Below are 15,664 nucleotides of genomic sequence, written 5' to 3' on the forward strand. Positions count from 1 at the left end.
GAGATTGGTCGGCTTGTAGCGGGGCATCCGTCCCTCCCTGTGCGACTAACCGCTGTTGGCGGGGGTCTATCTCTGCTTTGTCCGTAATTCTAAGCGGTTGGCGCGTTATTCGACAGTCTCAACGCTTAAGTAAGCGGCGCGAGGTTACGAGCGTCCGCTTGACTTACTTGTTATGGCGCTCCAGCTCTGCTGCTGCCTCGCGCCTCCACTCTTCCCGTTCCTTCTCCTCTCGCTCTCGATCATCGCTATCATAGCCATCGACCTTAATTCGCTTGAAGCCCGTCGTAATGTGATGAAGGTCTTTCTGGATCTTTTCCATACTTTTCGCGATAGAATAAAGGTTCGGCTTACCAAGCTGATAACGTCCACGCAACTCCGCCATATCAACAACTATCTCTTCCACATACTTTTTCTCTGTGGCGCTCTCGTACGTAACTTTAAAACATAGAGCAGAGCTAGCCTTCGCCTCAAAATCTTGGTTTGTCTGGGTGTACCCCGAGAACCGGTATTGACCCGGGCCGAAATATCTAAGACCTGTTTGGAAGAAATTCGGCGATAGAAACTCTTCTAACAGACTCTCTGCGGCCTCGCCTCCGTCAATCACCGCTGGTTCGAATTTGACATTCTTCGCGGGCCCCTCGCCGATGTTTCGGACGCACAAACGAACTATATTCACCGCAAAATCAAGCGCATCAACGGTAATTTCTATACGAGGCTCGGTTTGTGCTTGTCGAAGCTTTCTGGTCTCAACAACCAATACTGCGGTAAGCACGGCATAAACTAGCGTGGCCAAGGTGACAAACCCGGTGAAAACGACGGTCAGTGCACCGGAGTTCTGATTGAGAAAGGCAAACAGGTTTTCCATCTATCTATCCTAATTCGCCATAACGCTGCGCGTGAGCGGCGAGCGGAGGCGGCGCGAAGCGCCGACGTAGCGAGTCCGACTCCACGCGCTTGTTAGAGGGCATTTGGCTCACAGCAGTTTCTGACTTACAGAACCGGCAATACCCAAGACGAGGAGTAACACGCCCACTCCAAACGTACCGATTTGCCACCAGAATATGCTCCATGTTTTATTCCCGAGCTTCTCGGACAGAACACGAAGAGGCCCCATCTCTTCGTCTGATTTCTTTTGCTCTCGCATTCTTGCCACTTTTGCCGTGGCGCGAAAATCCCGAAGCCGATTGACCACGCACCAGATACCTAGCCCCACCGAAACCATAAGAGCCAACAGTGAAATAGAAAATGCGCACTTCTGCCAGGAAACAGGATTGAATTCTTTGTTCAGAAGGGTCGTAACCTGGAACGCTAATGCGGCGACAGAAAAACCCAGGACTAAATTCACCGCATAGGTAAGCTGAGCAATCGTTGTCGATTGCCAGCGCACGAAACTACCCTTTGGACTATCCGTTGCCATTTAGTTGATTTGCCCTCGTCGCAGTAGGGACGCCGGTTACCCGGCGCCCCCTGCACAGATCCCGGCGTGCGGTTTTCCCGCACCGGGCTCTTCAATCATGCTCACATTCGTAGAAGCAGCAATGCTGCTCATAGATAGTCCCTGCAAGAAGGTTGGCTCGTCGTACTCCGGCCCTACATTGTCCGGCGCGAGTTGCCTTTGCAAGCTACACATGACTGTCACTCCCTTCCCCATGTGATCGGCCCTACCGTCTCCGAGTACTATGGAGTGATCCGACTCCCCATCGGCCTTCAAGCCAGCCTCCCGTTTGTAGCGGTCCGCTGTACTTTACCCTTCCCTTGGAGCCCATGGGGCCTCCCGCGTTCATGACGCATCTCTTGTTACATGCCGCAGCTTGAGAACTCCGCCGGCTCTCTACAGGCTCACCAATGCGCCTGCTTCGTATGGGCTTCACGCGCGTTACAACGCTGGCCAACCGGGACTGTTCATTTCGAAGCGATTCCATCTCTAAGGAGCTACGTCTCCAAACGGCCTGCAACATACCCTGTGTACGCTTCACCTCTCTTGTTCACGCATGCTCCAGTCTTCGTGACCAAGGCACCGTTCCGCCAGAGGCGCAACACTCGGTAATGGTGGGTGGTTCACCCTTACCATGTCGGGACTCTCACCCGACCAGATGCGCCACGCTTTGCGCGGCGCGCTAACGATCAAGCTCAGCCGCGGAGGCGCGTTAGCGCCGACGTCGGCTGGAGCGACTGGTTAGGTGCTTCATTAATGAGTGCCACCGAGACCGCATGATCCGCTTGACGAAAGTATTCCATTTCTTGCCTCAATCGCTTCCTCTTCTGCCTGAATTCCCGAAATCACGAATGGGGATGGTAGCGGCTCTCGTACAATTGCACCGCCTCGCAATATTTCGGCTCCATTCCCGTCAATGAGCAATATTCTCTTTCCTATCCGATCACTACTAAATTCATACAAATCGCTTGCGGCTCCGTCCTCGAGAGTGATCCTTAGATCCCACCCCGGGACATGGTTCGATGCTTTCACTTCAACCGAAGAAACGCATTCAGACGTAATAATGAAGGTTGCTACGTACTCTTGCGAGTACACAATTGGGCTCAAAAAGCCTAGCAACAAAGCACCTATGTATGGCTTCATAAGCACCTAACGCCTGCGCTCTGGCGCCCGGAAGCCGCGCAGCGGCTGGAGGGTCGCCTGGAGCGCCTTGTTGGCCGCAAACCTTTCTGACAAGTTGGCGGCTTCGTTCCTGAAACACGGTGAGCGGAGCCTATACGAACAATCCGTCACTGCTGCTTGATCGTTTGGCGAAGCCGCCTTCACTGCTTTTCCATTTTCCAACACTTGCCATCCTTCTCCGGAGCTGCCGACTGACACAAGCGCTTTTACGGAGACCAGCGCCTTCACTTCTCGCCTGCGCGAAACAGAACTCGCGCTTTCCAGTCTTGCTCGGCGCTTACCAAACCAACTCTACTCCTCCCTTTCCAATACGAGGCCAACGCCTTGCTCACCGGAAAATAGCGAGCGTAAGCGAGTCTATTTTTCCGGTGCAGCACATTGTTAGGGGTTATCAACGAAGACACCGTACTGCTCAATTGCATAATGCTTATGCAGGTAATCACCCCAAACATACCACGCAAGGCTGGGATCATTAGGCAATTCAAAGCCCGGACTGTTCTCTCCAATTGCTTCAGAAACGAGCTCACGCAGGAAGCCCAGACTATCATTGAAATAAAGCGGTCGATCTCCTGACTCAGCCGCAGAAGCAATTTTTCTCAACCAAGCAGAAAGTAGAAAACTTCCTTCGGGAAGATGCTTCGGTGAGTGAAAGCAAACCTCATCACCTTTTTCAGTAAAACTGTATTTGTGTTTAGCGTCAGTAACCGTGGTATGCGGCGGAACCGATATGTGTTCAGCGAGCAATGGAATATCCTCTATCACAGTAGGGCCCAACGCCGACATTATAATTATGTGCTCATGGTCGTAAGGCTTGGACGGCCAGTGTCTAATCCATTTTTTTAGGCCAGCCATATGTGCCTGAAAGAAATATGTTTGCCTATCAAGAAAAAGGGGGCAAACGTATGCGGCATCACCTATCCCGCGACCCAGCAACTTCTGACGAAGCCTATAAAGTACATTATGCTGAAAGTCCTTATGGTGCTTTTGTTTTTCCTGCAATGAGAAATAAAGTGTCCGAGGCGCAGTTGTAAGCTTCGGCGTCAGCTTGTTCCTATCTTTAATGATCTGAGCGCGACTCGGCACAGTATGAGCAAACGGTCTCTTGAATTGCATGTAAAATGGCAAGAACCTTTTTCCACTTAACAACCTGACGTCCGCACCCAACCAACGTTCTCGCCCTCTAGAAATAGGAACAATCGAGTGTTTGAAGAAGGGGAAGCTCAACAAAGCAAGGTGGCTTGCAATGGCAATTGATACCGCATCTTCAATATAGTTCGATTTCTCTTCCATGCGATCCTCACGATTGTCGGCTAAGACCCCTAACGCTTGGCTTTGCGGCGGGCCGGAGCGCAGCGTAGGCACGTCCGACAAAAGCCACTTGTTATACGATACCTTCTAATGCTCTAACCGCCTGAAAAATGTTCTCTCGTCTCAATTCGTACTCACTACTCACAGGCTCTTGACTACGAGTGGCCATAAAAAATAGCTCAGAGGATATTTCTTTCACCTGCAGGACAATCTCTGATGACGGGGAAAGCTGATTAGACGCAACCCAACGATCGATTGCACTCGACGACAAGCCGAACAACTCCTCGTTGAGGTCGAGTCGCGAATTGATCAGATCTAGAACTTGTCTCTGGGTCGCCATTCGGCTTACAAACTCATCCATCTGACTTAACCTCATGACTAATTTCATCAATCCAACATCGGCACTTCTGTAACTCCGGCATTAAGGCTGAGAGCTCGACATCCCCAATCCCTTCTCCAGAACCCCGTGTGGATAATATGCGGGCATGCATTAACAACTGGTACGCCTCATCTGAGATATTCAAACTTCTTGATCCGATTCTTCTTGCCGAATCCCTCCCAAAGGTCGGGATCTCCGTTCTTGCAAGGGAATAGCAAGTAGCAATATTACGCAAAGCCAGAAAAATTGTTGATAACTCAAAAACTAAGCTAGGAGATCCTGATCGCACAGATTGTAACGATTCCTCAAATATATCTCGAAACCTTGCACAATCTTCTGGCCCTGCCGTATATTCGCGCGGCTCCCCCAAACTTTTAAGAAAGTCTACGCCATCCGCACTGTAGATCAGCCGACTTTCAAGAGACAGGTGCCAAGCAAAGGCATTACCTGAATCCCATAGCTCCTTTATTCGTGTGTACGAATAAATGGAGAACTTTCCTGGACTGAGGCGAGAATCACGCCCTTTCACAAGAGCGAGCAGGTCGATATCTGAATCAACAGATATGTCTCCACGACAGATTGAGCCAAAGGCGTATATATGCATTATCGTCGGCTAAAACGTTTAACTAGAATAGATACCAAACAAGCGAGCATTACATACCTCACGACTGCGATACCCGCCAAGACAAGGCCTGAGAATTCACTCGGTTTCACGATGCCAAGGAACACCTGTGGAGCATTATTTATCGCCTCTGCATAGCTAGCCAAGACATACGGATCCTTGAGGAAATATACTTCACCTACCGCAATGGCAAACAGGGCAACGAAAAATGTTCGAAGTAGCTTTAGCGAGCTTTCACCATTACCCCAGAACGCGTCAAGGAGGATAAACTCGAGCCACTCTAAAAAAGCTCTAGCGCGCTTCAAACCCGGATACTTCTTTCGGTAGTAAGACTCCCGAGATCGCCATGCTTTGTACAAATGGACACGGGCTGCTTCTAATTCAATCTTAATTGCTTTATTCGCCGCAACGGCATCTCCAATTTGATTAAAATTTACCCTAAGCGTTCTGGCAAACTTTTGTTGAAGATTCTCCTGCCCGGGACACCCTGTATCGAGAATTTCGGGCTCTACCTGTGTTTGAGAGAACTCCGCATAATCGAATACACATCCTTCAAACCTACTACCCCTGAGGTTCGAGCTTGTGAACTTGCACCCAATAAATTTGCATGAATCGAAAATGCAATTACGCAGGTACGCCGAGTCAAACTGGGAGTAACTGAAATCACAGTCCGTAAAGCGCTTCTTCGTAGCAACTGGGCGCTCAAACTGTTTATTCTTCAGGTTCACCCCTTTCAGATCATATGCAAACGCTCGATCAGAAAGGGTTTCCCTACCGCTATCTCGAAAGTAGTCGTTCATGTCTCGGGAGTCATCCTTCATACCGTATAACAGTCATTTCGGTGACGGCGGTCGTAATGGCAATAGTGCCGCTGCGTCGTATTGCAATAATCAGTGCCGCGTCTTAGCATAGCCGCGCATTCCGGCTTTTCCGGGCAGGACGCCCGCGATTTCGACAAGGAGATGTCACATGCCTAACACCCCTCCCCGCGCTTCTGACGCCGCAGCCCGGTTTTTCGACAACTACCTGAGTCTCCTCGCAAAAAACGGCATTCCGGAGCGCCAGCGGCGATGGTATGTCAGGCACGTCGAGGCCTTCATCAAGGAGCAGAAGGGCCGCAGGATCAGGAGCCTCTCCGGGGCCGATATTGAGGCCTACCTTGATGTGTTGGGCCGCGAACGATGCCTTCCGGGCTGGCAGTTTTCGCAGCGTATTGCAGCCATCCGCATTCTCTACCGCGATCTGCTGAGAACGCCGGCCTCCGATGCGGTCGATTGGCAGTACTGGCTGGACTCGGCCCGCGAGCTTGATGCCGACCACCCCACGACGGCGCGGCAGCTTTCTCCGGAGGAGCTTTCCTACATCAAGGAGCGCAGGAGCGACGGACCGCTCAACGAGGTGCGCACAGCGCATCGCGACCTGCTGCTGCGCTTCACTTCCGAGATCCGCAGGCGCGGTTATGCCTACCGCACCGAGCAGAACTACGAGCAGTAGATCTGCCGTTTTCTGCTGTTCTGTTCCAACTGCCTCCCTCAGGAGACCGCGGCGGCGCAGGTGCGGGCGTTTCTCGAACACCTCGCAGTGAAAAAGCGGGTCAGCGCCAGCACGCAGAATCAGGCGCTCTGCGCACTGGTCTTTCTTTATGAACAGGTTTTTGGAAAGAGGCTGGGCGAGTTGGAAGGATTCGTGCGGGCCAGGCGCCCGCGCACCGTTCCGGTGGTACTCAGCCGGGCCGAAGTGAAGGCCCTGCTGTCCGGCCTTGATGGCGTCCATCGACTGATCGCATCCCTGCTCTATGGCACCGGAATGCGGCTGCTCGAAGGCCTGCGGCTGAGGGTGCAGGATGTCGATTTCGACTATCGCCGTATCCACGTACGCCGGGCCAAGGGCAACAAGGACCGCTACGTTCCGTTGCCCGATTCCCTGGCCGACGAGCTGCGCAAGCAGATCGAAACGGTGCGGGAGCTGCACGAGAAGGATCTCGCCGCCGGATACGGCGAAGTCGTGCTGCCGGGCGCCTTGAACCGCAAGTACCCCAATGCCGGGCGCGAACTCGGATGGCAGTTTCTCTTTCCCGCCGGGCGTCTGGCCATCGATCCCTACGGCGGCGCCATCCGCCGCCACCATCTCCACGAAAGCGCCTTGCAGAGGGCGATAAGGCGGGCGGCGGCCGCCTGCGATATCCAGAAACGCGTCGGCTGCCACACCCTGCGCCACAGCTTCGCCACCCATCTGCTTGAGCGCGGGCAGGACATACGCACGGTCCAGGAGCTGCTGGGGCATGCCAACGTCTCCACGACGATGATCTATACCCATGTGCTGAATCGCGGCGGGATGGGGGTGCTGAGCCCGCTTGATACGGACTGAGGGGTGATCACCGGCCTGTGGGGTTGCCGTCATGGCGCGCCTTTTCCTTGGGCGTCAGTCGAAGATATCGCCATTCCCGCCGCGGCGCAAAGGGCCGCGGAATGACCGACCTTCCGGGGCGAGACGCCCGGCGTTCACGCTCAAGGATGGCGCACCAACGAAAAAGCCCCGGAAATCCGGGGCTTGCAAGTATATGGCGGAGAGAGAGGGATTATTCGGCGCTGCCGCGCCTCACCCTCCGGGCCGCCGCCGCTGCGCGGCAGCGTTCGGGCTACGCTTCGCTACGCCCGTCGAACCCATCATCTCCATTCTCTCGGGTTCGAATCACGCCTTCATGCATATTCAAATGCAAGGGGCCCCGAAAAACCCGGGGCCCCTTGCATTTGAATATGGCGGAGAGAGAGGGATTCGAACCCTCGATGGGCTTTTGACCCATACTCCCTTAGCAGGGGAGCGCCTTCGACCGCTCGGCCATCTCTCCGAATCCGCCCGTGACCGGCGGTTCAGGCCGGTTAGAATACCCGCCGCTCCATGGCAGGTAAAGTCTCGCGGGCTTCAGTTGCCGGACGCCGCCGGCTCTTCGTCACCTTCACGCTTGATGCGGTCGTAGATCTCTTCGCGATGCACCGCCACGTCCTTGGGTGCATTGATGCCGATACGCACCTGGTTACCCTTCACGCCCAGCACGGTGACGGAAACCTCGTCACCGATCATGAGCGTCTCTCCTACTCGACGGGTCAGAATCAACATAGTCCTTACTCCATTTGCTTCAATCACCTGGGTCCAATTGCCGGCTTCTCTGACTCCGGCACTCCTTGCCCCGAACACCCCGCATTTTATGGCTTCTAACGTCCCTGCTGCGGATTCTCCAGTTCGAAGGCATCGTGCAAGGCCCTGACACCGAGTTCCAGGTATTTCTCGTCAACAACCACGGATACCTTGATCTCCGAGGTGGAGATCATGCGGATGTTGATCCCTTCCCGGGCCAGCGCCTCGAACATCCTGCTGGCGATGCCGGCGTGGGAGCGCATGCCCACGCCCACCAGCGAAATCTTCACGATCTTCGGGTCGCCCGAAATCTTTCGGGCGGCCAGTTCTCCGGACAGGCCCTGCAGGATCGCCAGGGCCTTGTCGTAATCATTGCGGTGCACCGTGAACGTGAAATCCGTAGTCTCGTCAGCACCCACGTTCTGCACGATCATGTCCACCTCGACGTTGGCGTCGGAGATGGGGCCCAGGATGCGATGCGCCACACCGGGCTGATCGGGTACACCGAGTATGGTCAATTGCGCCTCGTTCTGGTTGAACGCAATGCCGGAAATCAGCGCCTGTTCCATGCCGTCTTCCTCAAATGTGATCAGTGTGCCAGGTCCTTCTCTGAAAGAGGACAGCACACGCAGGGGTACGTTGTACTTGCCGGCGAACTCCACCGCCCGGATCTGCAGCACCTTGGAGCCTAGGCTGGCCATTTCCAGCATTTCCTCGAAGGTGATGCGCTCCAGGCGCCGGGCCTCGGGCACGACCCGGGGGTCAGTGGTGTAGACGCCGTCCACGTCGGTGTAGATCTGGCACTCGTCCGCCTTCAGGGCGGCGGCCAGGGCCACGGCCGTGGTGTCGGAGCCACCGCGCCCCAGGGTGGTGATGTTGCCGTGTTCGTCCACGCCCTGGAAGCCCGCCACCACCACCACGTTGCCATCGGCCAGGTCGCGGCGCACCCGGGCGCCGTCGATATCGCGGATGCGCGCCTTGTTGTGGGCGCTGTCGGTGAGGATGTGCACCTGGGCGCCGGTATAGGAGCGCGCGGGGCAGCCCCGGCCTTCCAGCGCCATGGACAGCAGCGCGATGGTGACCTGCTCGCCGGTGGACAGCAGCACGTCCAGTTCCCGGCCCTGGGGTCTCGGGTTGATCTCCCGCGCCAGGCCGAGCAGGCGGTCGGTCTCGCCGCTCATCGCGGAGACCACCACCACCACGTCGTGCCCCTGCCGGCGATGCTCCAGCACCTTCTCGGCCACGTGCTGGATACGCTCCACGCTGCCTACCGAGGTGCCGCCGTATTTTTGAACGATCAATGCCATGTCAGTGCCCGTGTCCGGCTCACAGATTTTGTGCAGTGCCGCAATTCAGGGCGGCCATTAAATCACGAATCCGGACGGTTTATAAGAGGATGTTTCAGTTCAGACGCTCGCGGATCCAGTCGGGCACCGAGGCCAGGGCACCCGGCAAGGCGGCCGCGTCGGAGCCGCCGGCCATGGCCATGTCCGGGCGCCCGCCGCCCTTGCCGCCCACCTGGGTGGCCACGGCGTTGACCAGGTCACCCGCCTTGATGCGCCCGGTCTGCCCCTTGGTGACGCCGGCCACCAGGCTCACCTTGCCGTCGCTGACCGTGGCCAGGACCACGGCGGCCTCGCCCAGCTTGCTCTTGAGCTGATCCACGGTCTCGCGCAGGGACTTCGGATCGGCCCCTTCCAGGTGCGCGGCCAGCACCTTGATGCCGCCCACATCCACGGCCTGGTCCGCGAGGTTCGAGCCGGCCTGACTGGCCAGCCTGCCCTTGAGGCCCTCGAGCTCCTTCTCAAGCTGGCGGGTGCGCTCCACAAGCTGGCCCACCTTCTCGTCCAGGTCGCCCCGGCCGGCCCTGACCAGCTCCGCCACACGGGAGAGGTTCTTCTCCGTCTCGCCGATGTAGTTGAGCGCGTTCTCGCCGGTCACCGCCTCGATGCGGCGGATGCCGGAGGCCACGCCGGATTCGGAGACGATCTTGAATATGCCGATGTCGCCGGTGCGGCGCACGTGGGTGCCGCCGCACAGTTCCGTGGAGAAACCGCCCATGGACAGGACCCGGACGTCATCCCCGTACTTCTCGCCGAACAGCGCCATGGCGCCGGCATCCAGGGCCTCCTGCAGGGGCATGACGCGGGCCTCGGTCTCGGCATTGGCGCGGATGGCCTCGTTCACCAGGCGCTCGATGCGCTCCAGCTCCTGCGCCGTCAGCGGCTGGAAATGGGAGAAGTCGAAGCGCAGCCGGTCGGGCGCCACCAGGGAGCCCTTCTGCTGCACATGATCGCCGAGCACTTCGCGCAGCGCCGCGTGCATCAGGTGGGTGGCGGAATGGTTGAGCACCACCGCCTGGCGGCGGGCCTTGTCCACCTTTGCGCCGAGCCGTTCGCCCTTGGCGATGCGCCCTTCCACCACGCGCCCCACGTGGGCATGGGCGGCGCCGTGCTTGCGGGTGTCGGTGACCTCGAAGAGCACGCCGTCGGCGAGCAGTTCGCCGGTGTCACCCACCTGCCCGCCGGATTCCGCGTAGAACGGAGTCTCGTCCAGCACCACCAGCCCGTGATCACCGGATTCCAGGGCATCCACCGGCTCGCCGTTCCTGAACAGGGCCGTGACACGGCCGCTGCCGTCGAGGTGGTCATAGCCGGTGAAGGTGCTTTCGCCCTCGATCTCGAGCTTGCCGTGATAGTCCGCCTCGAAGTGGCTGGCGGCGCGTGCGCGCTCGCGCTGTCCCTCCATCGCCGCCTCGAATCCCGCCATGTCCAGGGTGAGGCCGCGCTCGCGGGCGATGTCTCCGGTGAGATCCACCGGGAAGCCATAGGTATCGTAGAGCACGAAGATGGTGCTGCCCGGAATCTCGGTGCCCTCGAGCCCGGCGATGTCCTCCTCCAGGATGCGCAGGCCCTTCTCCAGGGTCTCGGCGAAGCGCTCCTCCTCCTGGCGCAGCACCCGCTCCACCGTGGGCTGTGCCTTGACCAGTTCCGGGAAGGCCTCGCCCATCTCCGCGGCCAGGGGCCCCACCAGGCGGTGGAAGAAGGGATCGGTGAGACCCAGCTTGTGGCCGTGGCGGGCGGCGCGGCGGATGATCCGGCGCAGCACGTAGCCGCGGCCCTCGTTGGCGGGCATCACGCCGTCGGTGATGAGAAAGCTGCACGAGCGGATGTGGTCGGCGATCACGCGCAGCGAAGGGCTCTCCGGGTCGGCGTCCCTGGCCAGGTCATTGATGGCGCGGATCAGGTTCCGGAACAGGTCGATCTCGTAATTGGAATGCACGCCCTGCATCACGGCGGCCAGGCGTTCGAGGCCCATGCCGGTGTCCACGGAGGGGCTGGGCAGCGGTCTGAGCTCGCCGCTCTTGTCCCGGTCGTACTGCATGAACACCAGGTTCCAGATCTCGATGTAGCGGTCGCCGTCGGCCTCGGGCGTGCCGGGCGGGCCGCCGGGCACCTCGGGGCCGTGATCGTAGAAGATCTCGGTGCAGGGCCCGCAGGGACCGGTGTCGCCCATGGCCCAGAAGTTGTCCGAGGCGCCGATGCGCGAGAAGCGTTCGGGGTTCACGCCCAACTCGCTGAGCCAGATGTCGGCGGCCTCGTCGTCGTCCTCGAAGACCGTCACCCAGAGCTTCTCCTCCGGGATCCGCAGCACCTGCGTCAGATACTCCCACGCGTACTCGATGGCCTCGCGCTTGAAGTAGTCGCCGAAGCTGAAGTTGCCCAGCATCTCGAAGAAGGTGTGGTGCCGGGCGGTGTAGCCCACGTTCTCCAGGTCGTTGTGCTTGCCGCCGGCACGCACGCAGCGCTGGGTACTGGTGGCCCGCCTGTAGGGACGCTGCTCGTGGCCCAGGAACACATCCTTGAACTGCACCATGCCCGCGTTGGTGAACAGCAGGGTCGGGTCATTGGCCGGAATCAGCGGGCTCGAGGCGACCACCTCATGGCCCTTGGACCTGAAGTATTCCAGAAAGCTTGTTCTGAGTTCAGCGCTTTTCATAAAGGTCTCGGTGCAATCACGTTCAAAGTTCAAGGTTCAAAATTCAAAGTTCAACGGGAAGGCCCGCCAGTTCCTTGAACCTTGAACTTTGAACTTTGAACTTTGAATCATCCTTTCAGCGCCCGCCGGACCATGTCGGCGGGAAAGCCCCGATATTGCAGGAACCGCGCCCGCTTTGCCCATTCCCGGGCATCCCCGGCGGGTGCGTCGCCGAAACGTCTGCGGGCGGTGTCACGGGCCAGCGACTGCCAGTCCACTTCGGCGGCGCGGAGACCCTCCTCGGCGTCGGCCTCATCCACGCCGCGTTCGCGCAGTTCGCCGGCGATGCGCACCGGCCCATAACCCTGTTGGACCCGGTGGCGAACAAAGGTTTCCACGAAGCGGGCATCGCTCTGATACCGTTCCGCGACGAGCCGTTCCAGGGCCTCGTCCACCGCGTCGGGCTCATGGCCCTTGTGGGTGAGCTTGCGCCGCAGTTCCGCCCGGCTGTGCTCCCGACGCGCCAGCAGCCGCACGGCATGGGCGTACGGATCGGGCTGACGTTCAGGCTTCGACCGATTCCGCCTCATCCGCCTGCGGCACGCGCTTGGGCAGGTGCTTCTCGCGGATTTGGCGCTCGATCTCTCCGGCCATCTCCGGATGCTCCTTCAGGAAGGTCCGGGCATTGTCCTTGCCCTGGCCGATGCGTTCGCCGTTGTAGCTGTACCAGGCCCCGGACTTGTCCACGATGCCGTCCTTGACGCCCATGTCGATGACCTCGCCGAGGCGCGAGATTCCCTCGCCATAGAGGATCTCGAACTCCGCCTGCTTGAAGGGCGGGGCCACCTTGTTCTTGACAACCTTCACGCGGGTCTCGTTGCCGATCACCTCGTCGCCCTTTTTTATGGCGCCGATGCGGCGGATGTCCAGGCGCACGGAGGAATAGAACTTGAGCGCGTTGCCCCCGGTGGTGGTCTCGGGGTTGCCGAACATGACGCCGATCTTCATGCGGATCTGGTTGATGAAAATCACCAGCGTGTTGGAGCGCTTGATGTTGGCGGTGAGCTTGCGCAGCGCCTGGGACATGAGCCGCGCCTGAAGGCCCACATGGGTGTCGCCCATCTCGCCCTCGATCTCGGCCTTGGGCGTGAGCGCGGCCACGGAGTCCACCACCACCACGTCCACGGCGCCGGAGCGCACCAGCATGTCCGCGATCTCGAGCGCCTGCTCGCCGGTGTCGGGCTGGGAGACCAGCAGGTCGTCCACGTTCACGCCCAGTTTCTCGGCGTAGCCGGGGTCCAGGGCATGCTCGGCATCCACGAAGGCGGCGGTGCCGCCCTGCTTCTGGCACTCGGCGATCACCTGCAGCGTCAGGGTGGTCTTGCCCGAGGATTCCGGCCCGTAGATCTCCACCACGCGGCCCTTGGGCAGTCCGCCGATGCCCAGCGCGATGTCCAGGGCCAGCGAACCGGTGGAGATGGCCTCCACGTCGCGCACCGCGGTGCTGTCGCCCATGCGCATCACGGCACCCTTGCCGAATTGACGCTCGATCTGCCCCAGTGCGGCGGACAGGGCCTTCTTGCGGTTTTCGTCCACGGTCATTCCTCGCAAAGCTGTTGGGTTTCCTGTGGGAGACGCCGGGCCGGTCCCGGGCGGCATCGCTCGACGTCCTGATGATGCTTCGGCCCCCGGACACCCTGGAGTGTGTCGCCAATCCCTCTGGTACACGAAGGCATGGATTATTCCATAGAACCCGAGTCCATCGAAAGCGACCCCAGGGTTTGAATGCCCAATGGAAAGGTCCGGAGCACTTCGTATCCCTGCCCGGGGCGGGAACACACCAGGCAAAACCGATCCAGCCGCCAGACATGGTTCGGCGCGGCCGCGTCCGGCAACCGCGTGCGCATGGCCCGCGCCAGGGTGACGTGCGCGTGGAAGGGTCTCGAATCGGGTTCGAGCCCGCAGTCGGCCAAGACGCCGGAGAGGGAGCGGGCGAGCGTGGCGAGGGGCGCCGGACAGGTTTGCGGCCCCACCCACATCAGACCCCGTGAGAAGCGCCCCAGCCTGTCCAGTTGCACCGTACAGGGCTCGCCGCGCACATCGGCCGCCCGCTGCACCAGGCAGTCACGCGTCACGGCATCGACGGAGCCGGCGAAGGCCAGGGTCATGTGCAGATTGCCGGCGGGCACGAACCGCCCGCGCAGCTTCGGCAATGCATCGCGCCAGCGTGCCAGCGCGCGGCGCTCCGCATCCGACGGCCAGAGGGCGAAGAACAGCCGCTGATGGGACGGGCCCGGAGACCCGGAGGTGTCGTGAGTCTCATCCATGAGTCTCTGCCTCGGTGAGGACGTGCCGCCCATTCAACCAGAATCCGGGGGCGCCCGCCAGGGCCGGGCACTCCGGTGAAAGCGCCGGGGATCGGGACAGGGGCGGCGCCGGTGCGGGGAACGGATCATCCACATTGACCGGCATTCGCGCTCATGCGCGGACACCATCAATCACCGGAACCCCCATCGAGGCGATCCAGAATACCCTCCAGTGCCGCCGCCACCGCCTGGCGCCGCACGGCGTCCCGGTCGCCGTCGAAGTGAAAGCGCCTGGCCCCGCTCTCCCTGCCGCCACCCGACCATGCCAGCCAGACCGTACCCACGGGCTTGGCGCTGGTGCCCCCGCCGGGGCCGGCCACGCCGCTCACGGCCACGGACAGGTCACCGCGGCTGTGTTCCAGTGCCCCGGCCGCCATGGCGCACACCGTGTGCTCGCTGACGGCGCCGTGTTCGGCGATCAACGCGGCCGGCACCCCGAGGAGTTCGGTCTTGGCTTCGTTGCTGTAGGTGACGAAACCCCGCTCGAACCAGGCGGAGCTGCCGGGCATGTCGGTGAGCAGCTTGGCGATCCAGCCGCCGGTACAGGATTCCGCCGTCACCAGGCGCACCCCCGCGCGGGCGAGGGCATCGCCCGTCTCCCGGGCGAGTACAGAGAGTTGTTCGTCTTCGTGGTTCAAGGTGCCGTTACCCGAGGTCATGCAGACCGGAGATGTATCCGGGTTCGGCTGGCAAATCCGGCCGCACCCGGGCACTTTAACGGTTGCGCATGATGGATGTCATCCCGCGGGCCGGGGCCCGGTGACAGGGCACCCGGCCGCGGGCGGGGGTCAGAGGAAGTTGGGCAAATGGCTGCGGATGGTGGCGGTGTCGTGCGTGGTCAGGTTCTTGTCCAGTTCACCCGCGATGGATTTCTGGGTCACCTCGTTCATGCACTGGCGCATGGTGCCGAGGAACGACGGCGAGGCGACGATATAGAGCTTTTCGAACAGGCCGGTGGCCCGGGCGTTGTTCAGACGATCGCACAGGGACTTGGCGAATCGTACGGCCTCGTGCTTCTTGGGCGGGACCTCCTTGCCCATCGCGTGGCGCCCGTCGCCGGTACTGTCGAAACTGCGTCCCGGGCGGTCGGAGTTGAAATCCTGCTCATGGAGTCTCCCTTCCGGGTGACTGATCTCCTCGACCGTCTCCAGGGCACTGAACGACTTCTCGGCGCTGAATATGCGCGCACGGCTTGCATCTGCAACGATCACCCATGTGGTCATGTGCCTACACCTCCTTGAATTGCGGGGGCAAGAAAC

General features: G+C 59.8%; 15 protein-coding genes and 1 tRNA gene. 2 read left to right on the plus strand and 14 right to left on the minus strand.

Features of this window, described 5'->3' with window-relative positions:
* Nucleotides 1-163: 163 nt before the first annotated feature.
* The 5 genes from THITHI_RS0100025 to THITHI_RS20005 all read right to left on the minus strand — a co-directional run bounded on the left by THITHI_RS0100025 (nucleotide 164) and on the right by THITHI_RS20005 (nucleotide 5,726).
* Nucleotides 164-865, minus strand: a complete 702-nt coding sequence (locus THITHI_RS0100025; protein WP_018231012.1) for a hypothetical protein — start codon at nucleotides 863-865, stop codon at nucleotides 164-166.
* A 108-nt stretch (nucleotides 866-973) separates the two neighbouring features.
* Nucleotides 974-1,417, minus strand: coding sequence for a hypothetical protein (locus THITHI_RS20445; RefSeq protein ID WP_156820431.1), 444 nt, complete (start codon nucleotides 1,415-1,417; stop codon nucleotides 974-976).
* A gap of 1,581 nt (nucleotides 1,418-2,998) precedes the next feature.
* On the minus strand, nucleotides 2,999-3,907 hold the full coding sequence (locus THITHI_RS20450; RefSeq protein ID WP_156820432.1) for a hypothetical protein: 909 nt from the start codon (nucleotides 3,905-3,907) through the stop codon (nucleotides 2,999-3,001).
* 371 nt (nucleotides 3,908-4,278) lie between these two features.
* Nucleotides 4,279-4,908, minus strand: a complete 630-nt coding sequence (locus THITHI_RS21170) for a nucleotidyltransferase domain-containing protein (protein ID WP_083908621.1) — start codon at nucleotides 4,906-4,908, stop codon at nucleotides 4,279-4,281.
* The gene (locus THITHI_RS20005) at nucleotides 4,908-5,726 is read right to left on the minus strand and encodes a pentapeptide repeat-containing protein (protein ID WP_083908759.1); all 819 of its coding nucleotides are present in this window, start codon (nucleotides 5,724-5,726) and stop codon (nucleotides 4,908-4,910) included. The genes THITHI_RS21170 and THITHI_RS20005 overlap by 1 nt, the downstream gene beginning before the upstream one ends.
* 169 nt (nucleotides 5,727-5,895) lie before the next feature.
* Between THITHI_RS20005 and THITHI_RS21135 the strand changes: the two genes are divergently transcribed.
* Nucleotides 5,896-6,420, plus strand: a complete 525-nt coding sequence (locus tag THITHI_RS21135; RefSeq protein WP_018231017.1) for a phage integrase N-terminal SAM-like domain-containing protein — start codon at nucleotides 5,896-5,898, stop codon at nucleotides 6,418-6,420.
* A gap of 12 nt (nucleotides 6,421-6,432) precedes the next feature.
* Nucleotides 6,433-7,293 (plus strand): integron integrase, encoded by an 861-nt coding sequence (locus THITHI_RS21140; RefSeq protein ID WP_332252184.1) that lies wholly within the window; start codon nucleotides 6,433-6,435, stop codon nucleotides 7,291-7,293.
* A 390-nt stretch (nucleotides 7,294-7,683) separates the two neighbouring features.
* On the opposite strand, the gene THITHI_RS0100055 is transcribed toward THITHI_RS21140, so the two are convergent.
* The 9 genes from THITHI_RS0100055 to THITHI_RS0100095 all read right to left on the minus strand — a co-directional run bounded on the left by THITHI_RS0100055 (nucleotide 7,684) and on the right by THITHI_RS0100095 (nucleotide 15,628).
* Nucleotides 7,684-7,774, minus strand: a tRNA-Ser gene (locus THITHI_RS0100055).
* Between the two features lie 74 nt (nucleotides 7,775-7,848).
* Nucleotides 7,849-8,043, minus strand: coding sequence for a carbon storage regulator CsrA (gene csrA, locus THITHI_RS0100060; protein ID WP_026185908.1), 195 nt, complete (start codon nucleotides 8,041-8,043; stop codon nucleotides 7,849-7,851).
* A 95-nt stretch (nucleotides 8,044-8,138) separates the two neighbouring features.
* Nucleotides 8,139-9,368 carry an aspartate kinase gene (locus tag THITHI_RS0100065; RefSeq protein WP_018231020.1) on the minus strand — a complete coding sequence of 410 codons (1,230 nt, stop codon included), beginning with the start codon at nucleotides 9,366-9,368 and terminating at the stop codon, nucleotides 8,139-8,141.
* 94 nt (nucleotides 9,369-9,462) lie between these two features.
* On the minus strand, nucleotides 9,463-12,060 hold the full coding sequence (gene alaS / locus THITHI_RS0100070; protein ID WP_018231021.1) for an alanine--tRNA ligase: 2,598 nt from the start codon (nucleotides 12,058-12,060) through the stop codon (nucleotides 9,463-9,465).
* A gap of 107 nt (nucleotides 12,061-12,167) precedes the next feature.
* The gene (locus tag THITHI_RS0100075) at nucleotides 12,168-12,629 is read right to left on the minus strand and encodes a regulatory protein RecX (RefSeq protein WP_051079893.1); all 462 of its coding nucleotides are present in this window, start codon (nucleotides 12,627-12,629) and stop codon (nucleotides 12,168-12,170) included.
* The gene (gene recA / locus THITHI_RS0100080) at nucleotides 12,604-13,635 is read right to left on the minus strand and encodes a recombinase RecA (protein ID WP_026185909.1); all 1,032 of its coding nucleotides are present in this window, start codon (nucleotides 13,633-13,635) and stop codon (nucleotides 12,604-12,606) included. Before recA ends, THITHI_RS0100075 begins: the two co-directional genes overlap by 26 nt.
* Before the next feature lie 143 nt (nucleotides 13,636-13,778).
* Entirely contained in the window at nucleotides 13,779-14,366 is a 588-nt protein-coding gene (gene thpR, locus THITHI_RS19665; protein ID WP_018231024.1) for an RNA 2',3'-cyclic phosphodiesterase, read from the minus strand.
* A 167-nt stretch (nucleotides 14,367-14,533) separates the two neighbouring features.
* Complete coding sequence (locus THITHI_RS0100090; protein ID WP_018231025.1) at nucleotides 14,534-15,064, minus strand: CinA family protein; 531 nt, start codon at nucleotides 15,062-15,064, stop codon at nucleotides 14,534-14,536.
* Nucleotides 15,065-15,193: 129 nt separating this feature from the next.
* Entirely contained in the window at nucleotides 15,194-15,628 is a 435-nt protein-coding gene (locus THITHI_RS0100095) for a host attachment protein (RefSeq protein WP_018231026.1), read from the minus strand.
* Nucleotides 15,629-15,664 lie beyond the last annotated feature (36 nt).

This window comes from Thioalkalivibrio thiocyanodenitrificans ARhD 1, from assembly GCF_000378965.1.
Lineage (GTDB): Bacteria > Pseudomonadota > Gammaproteobacteria > Ectothiorhodospirales > Ectothiorhodospiraceae > Thioalkalivibrio_A > Thioalkalivibrio_A thiocyanodenitrificans.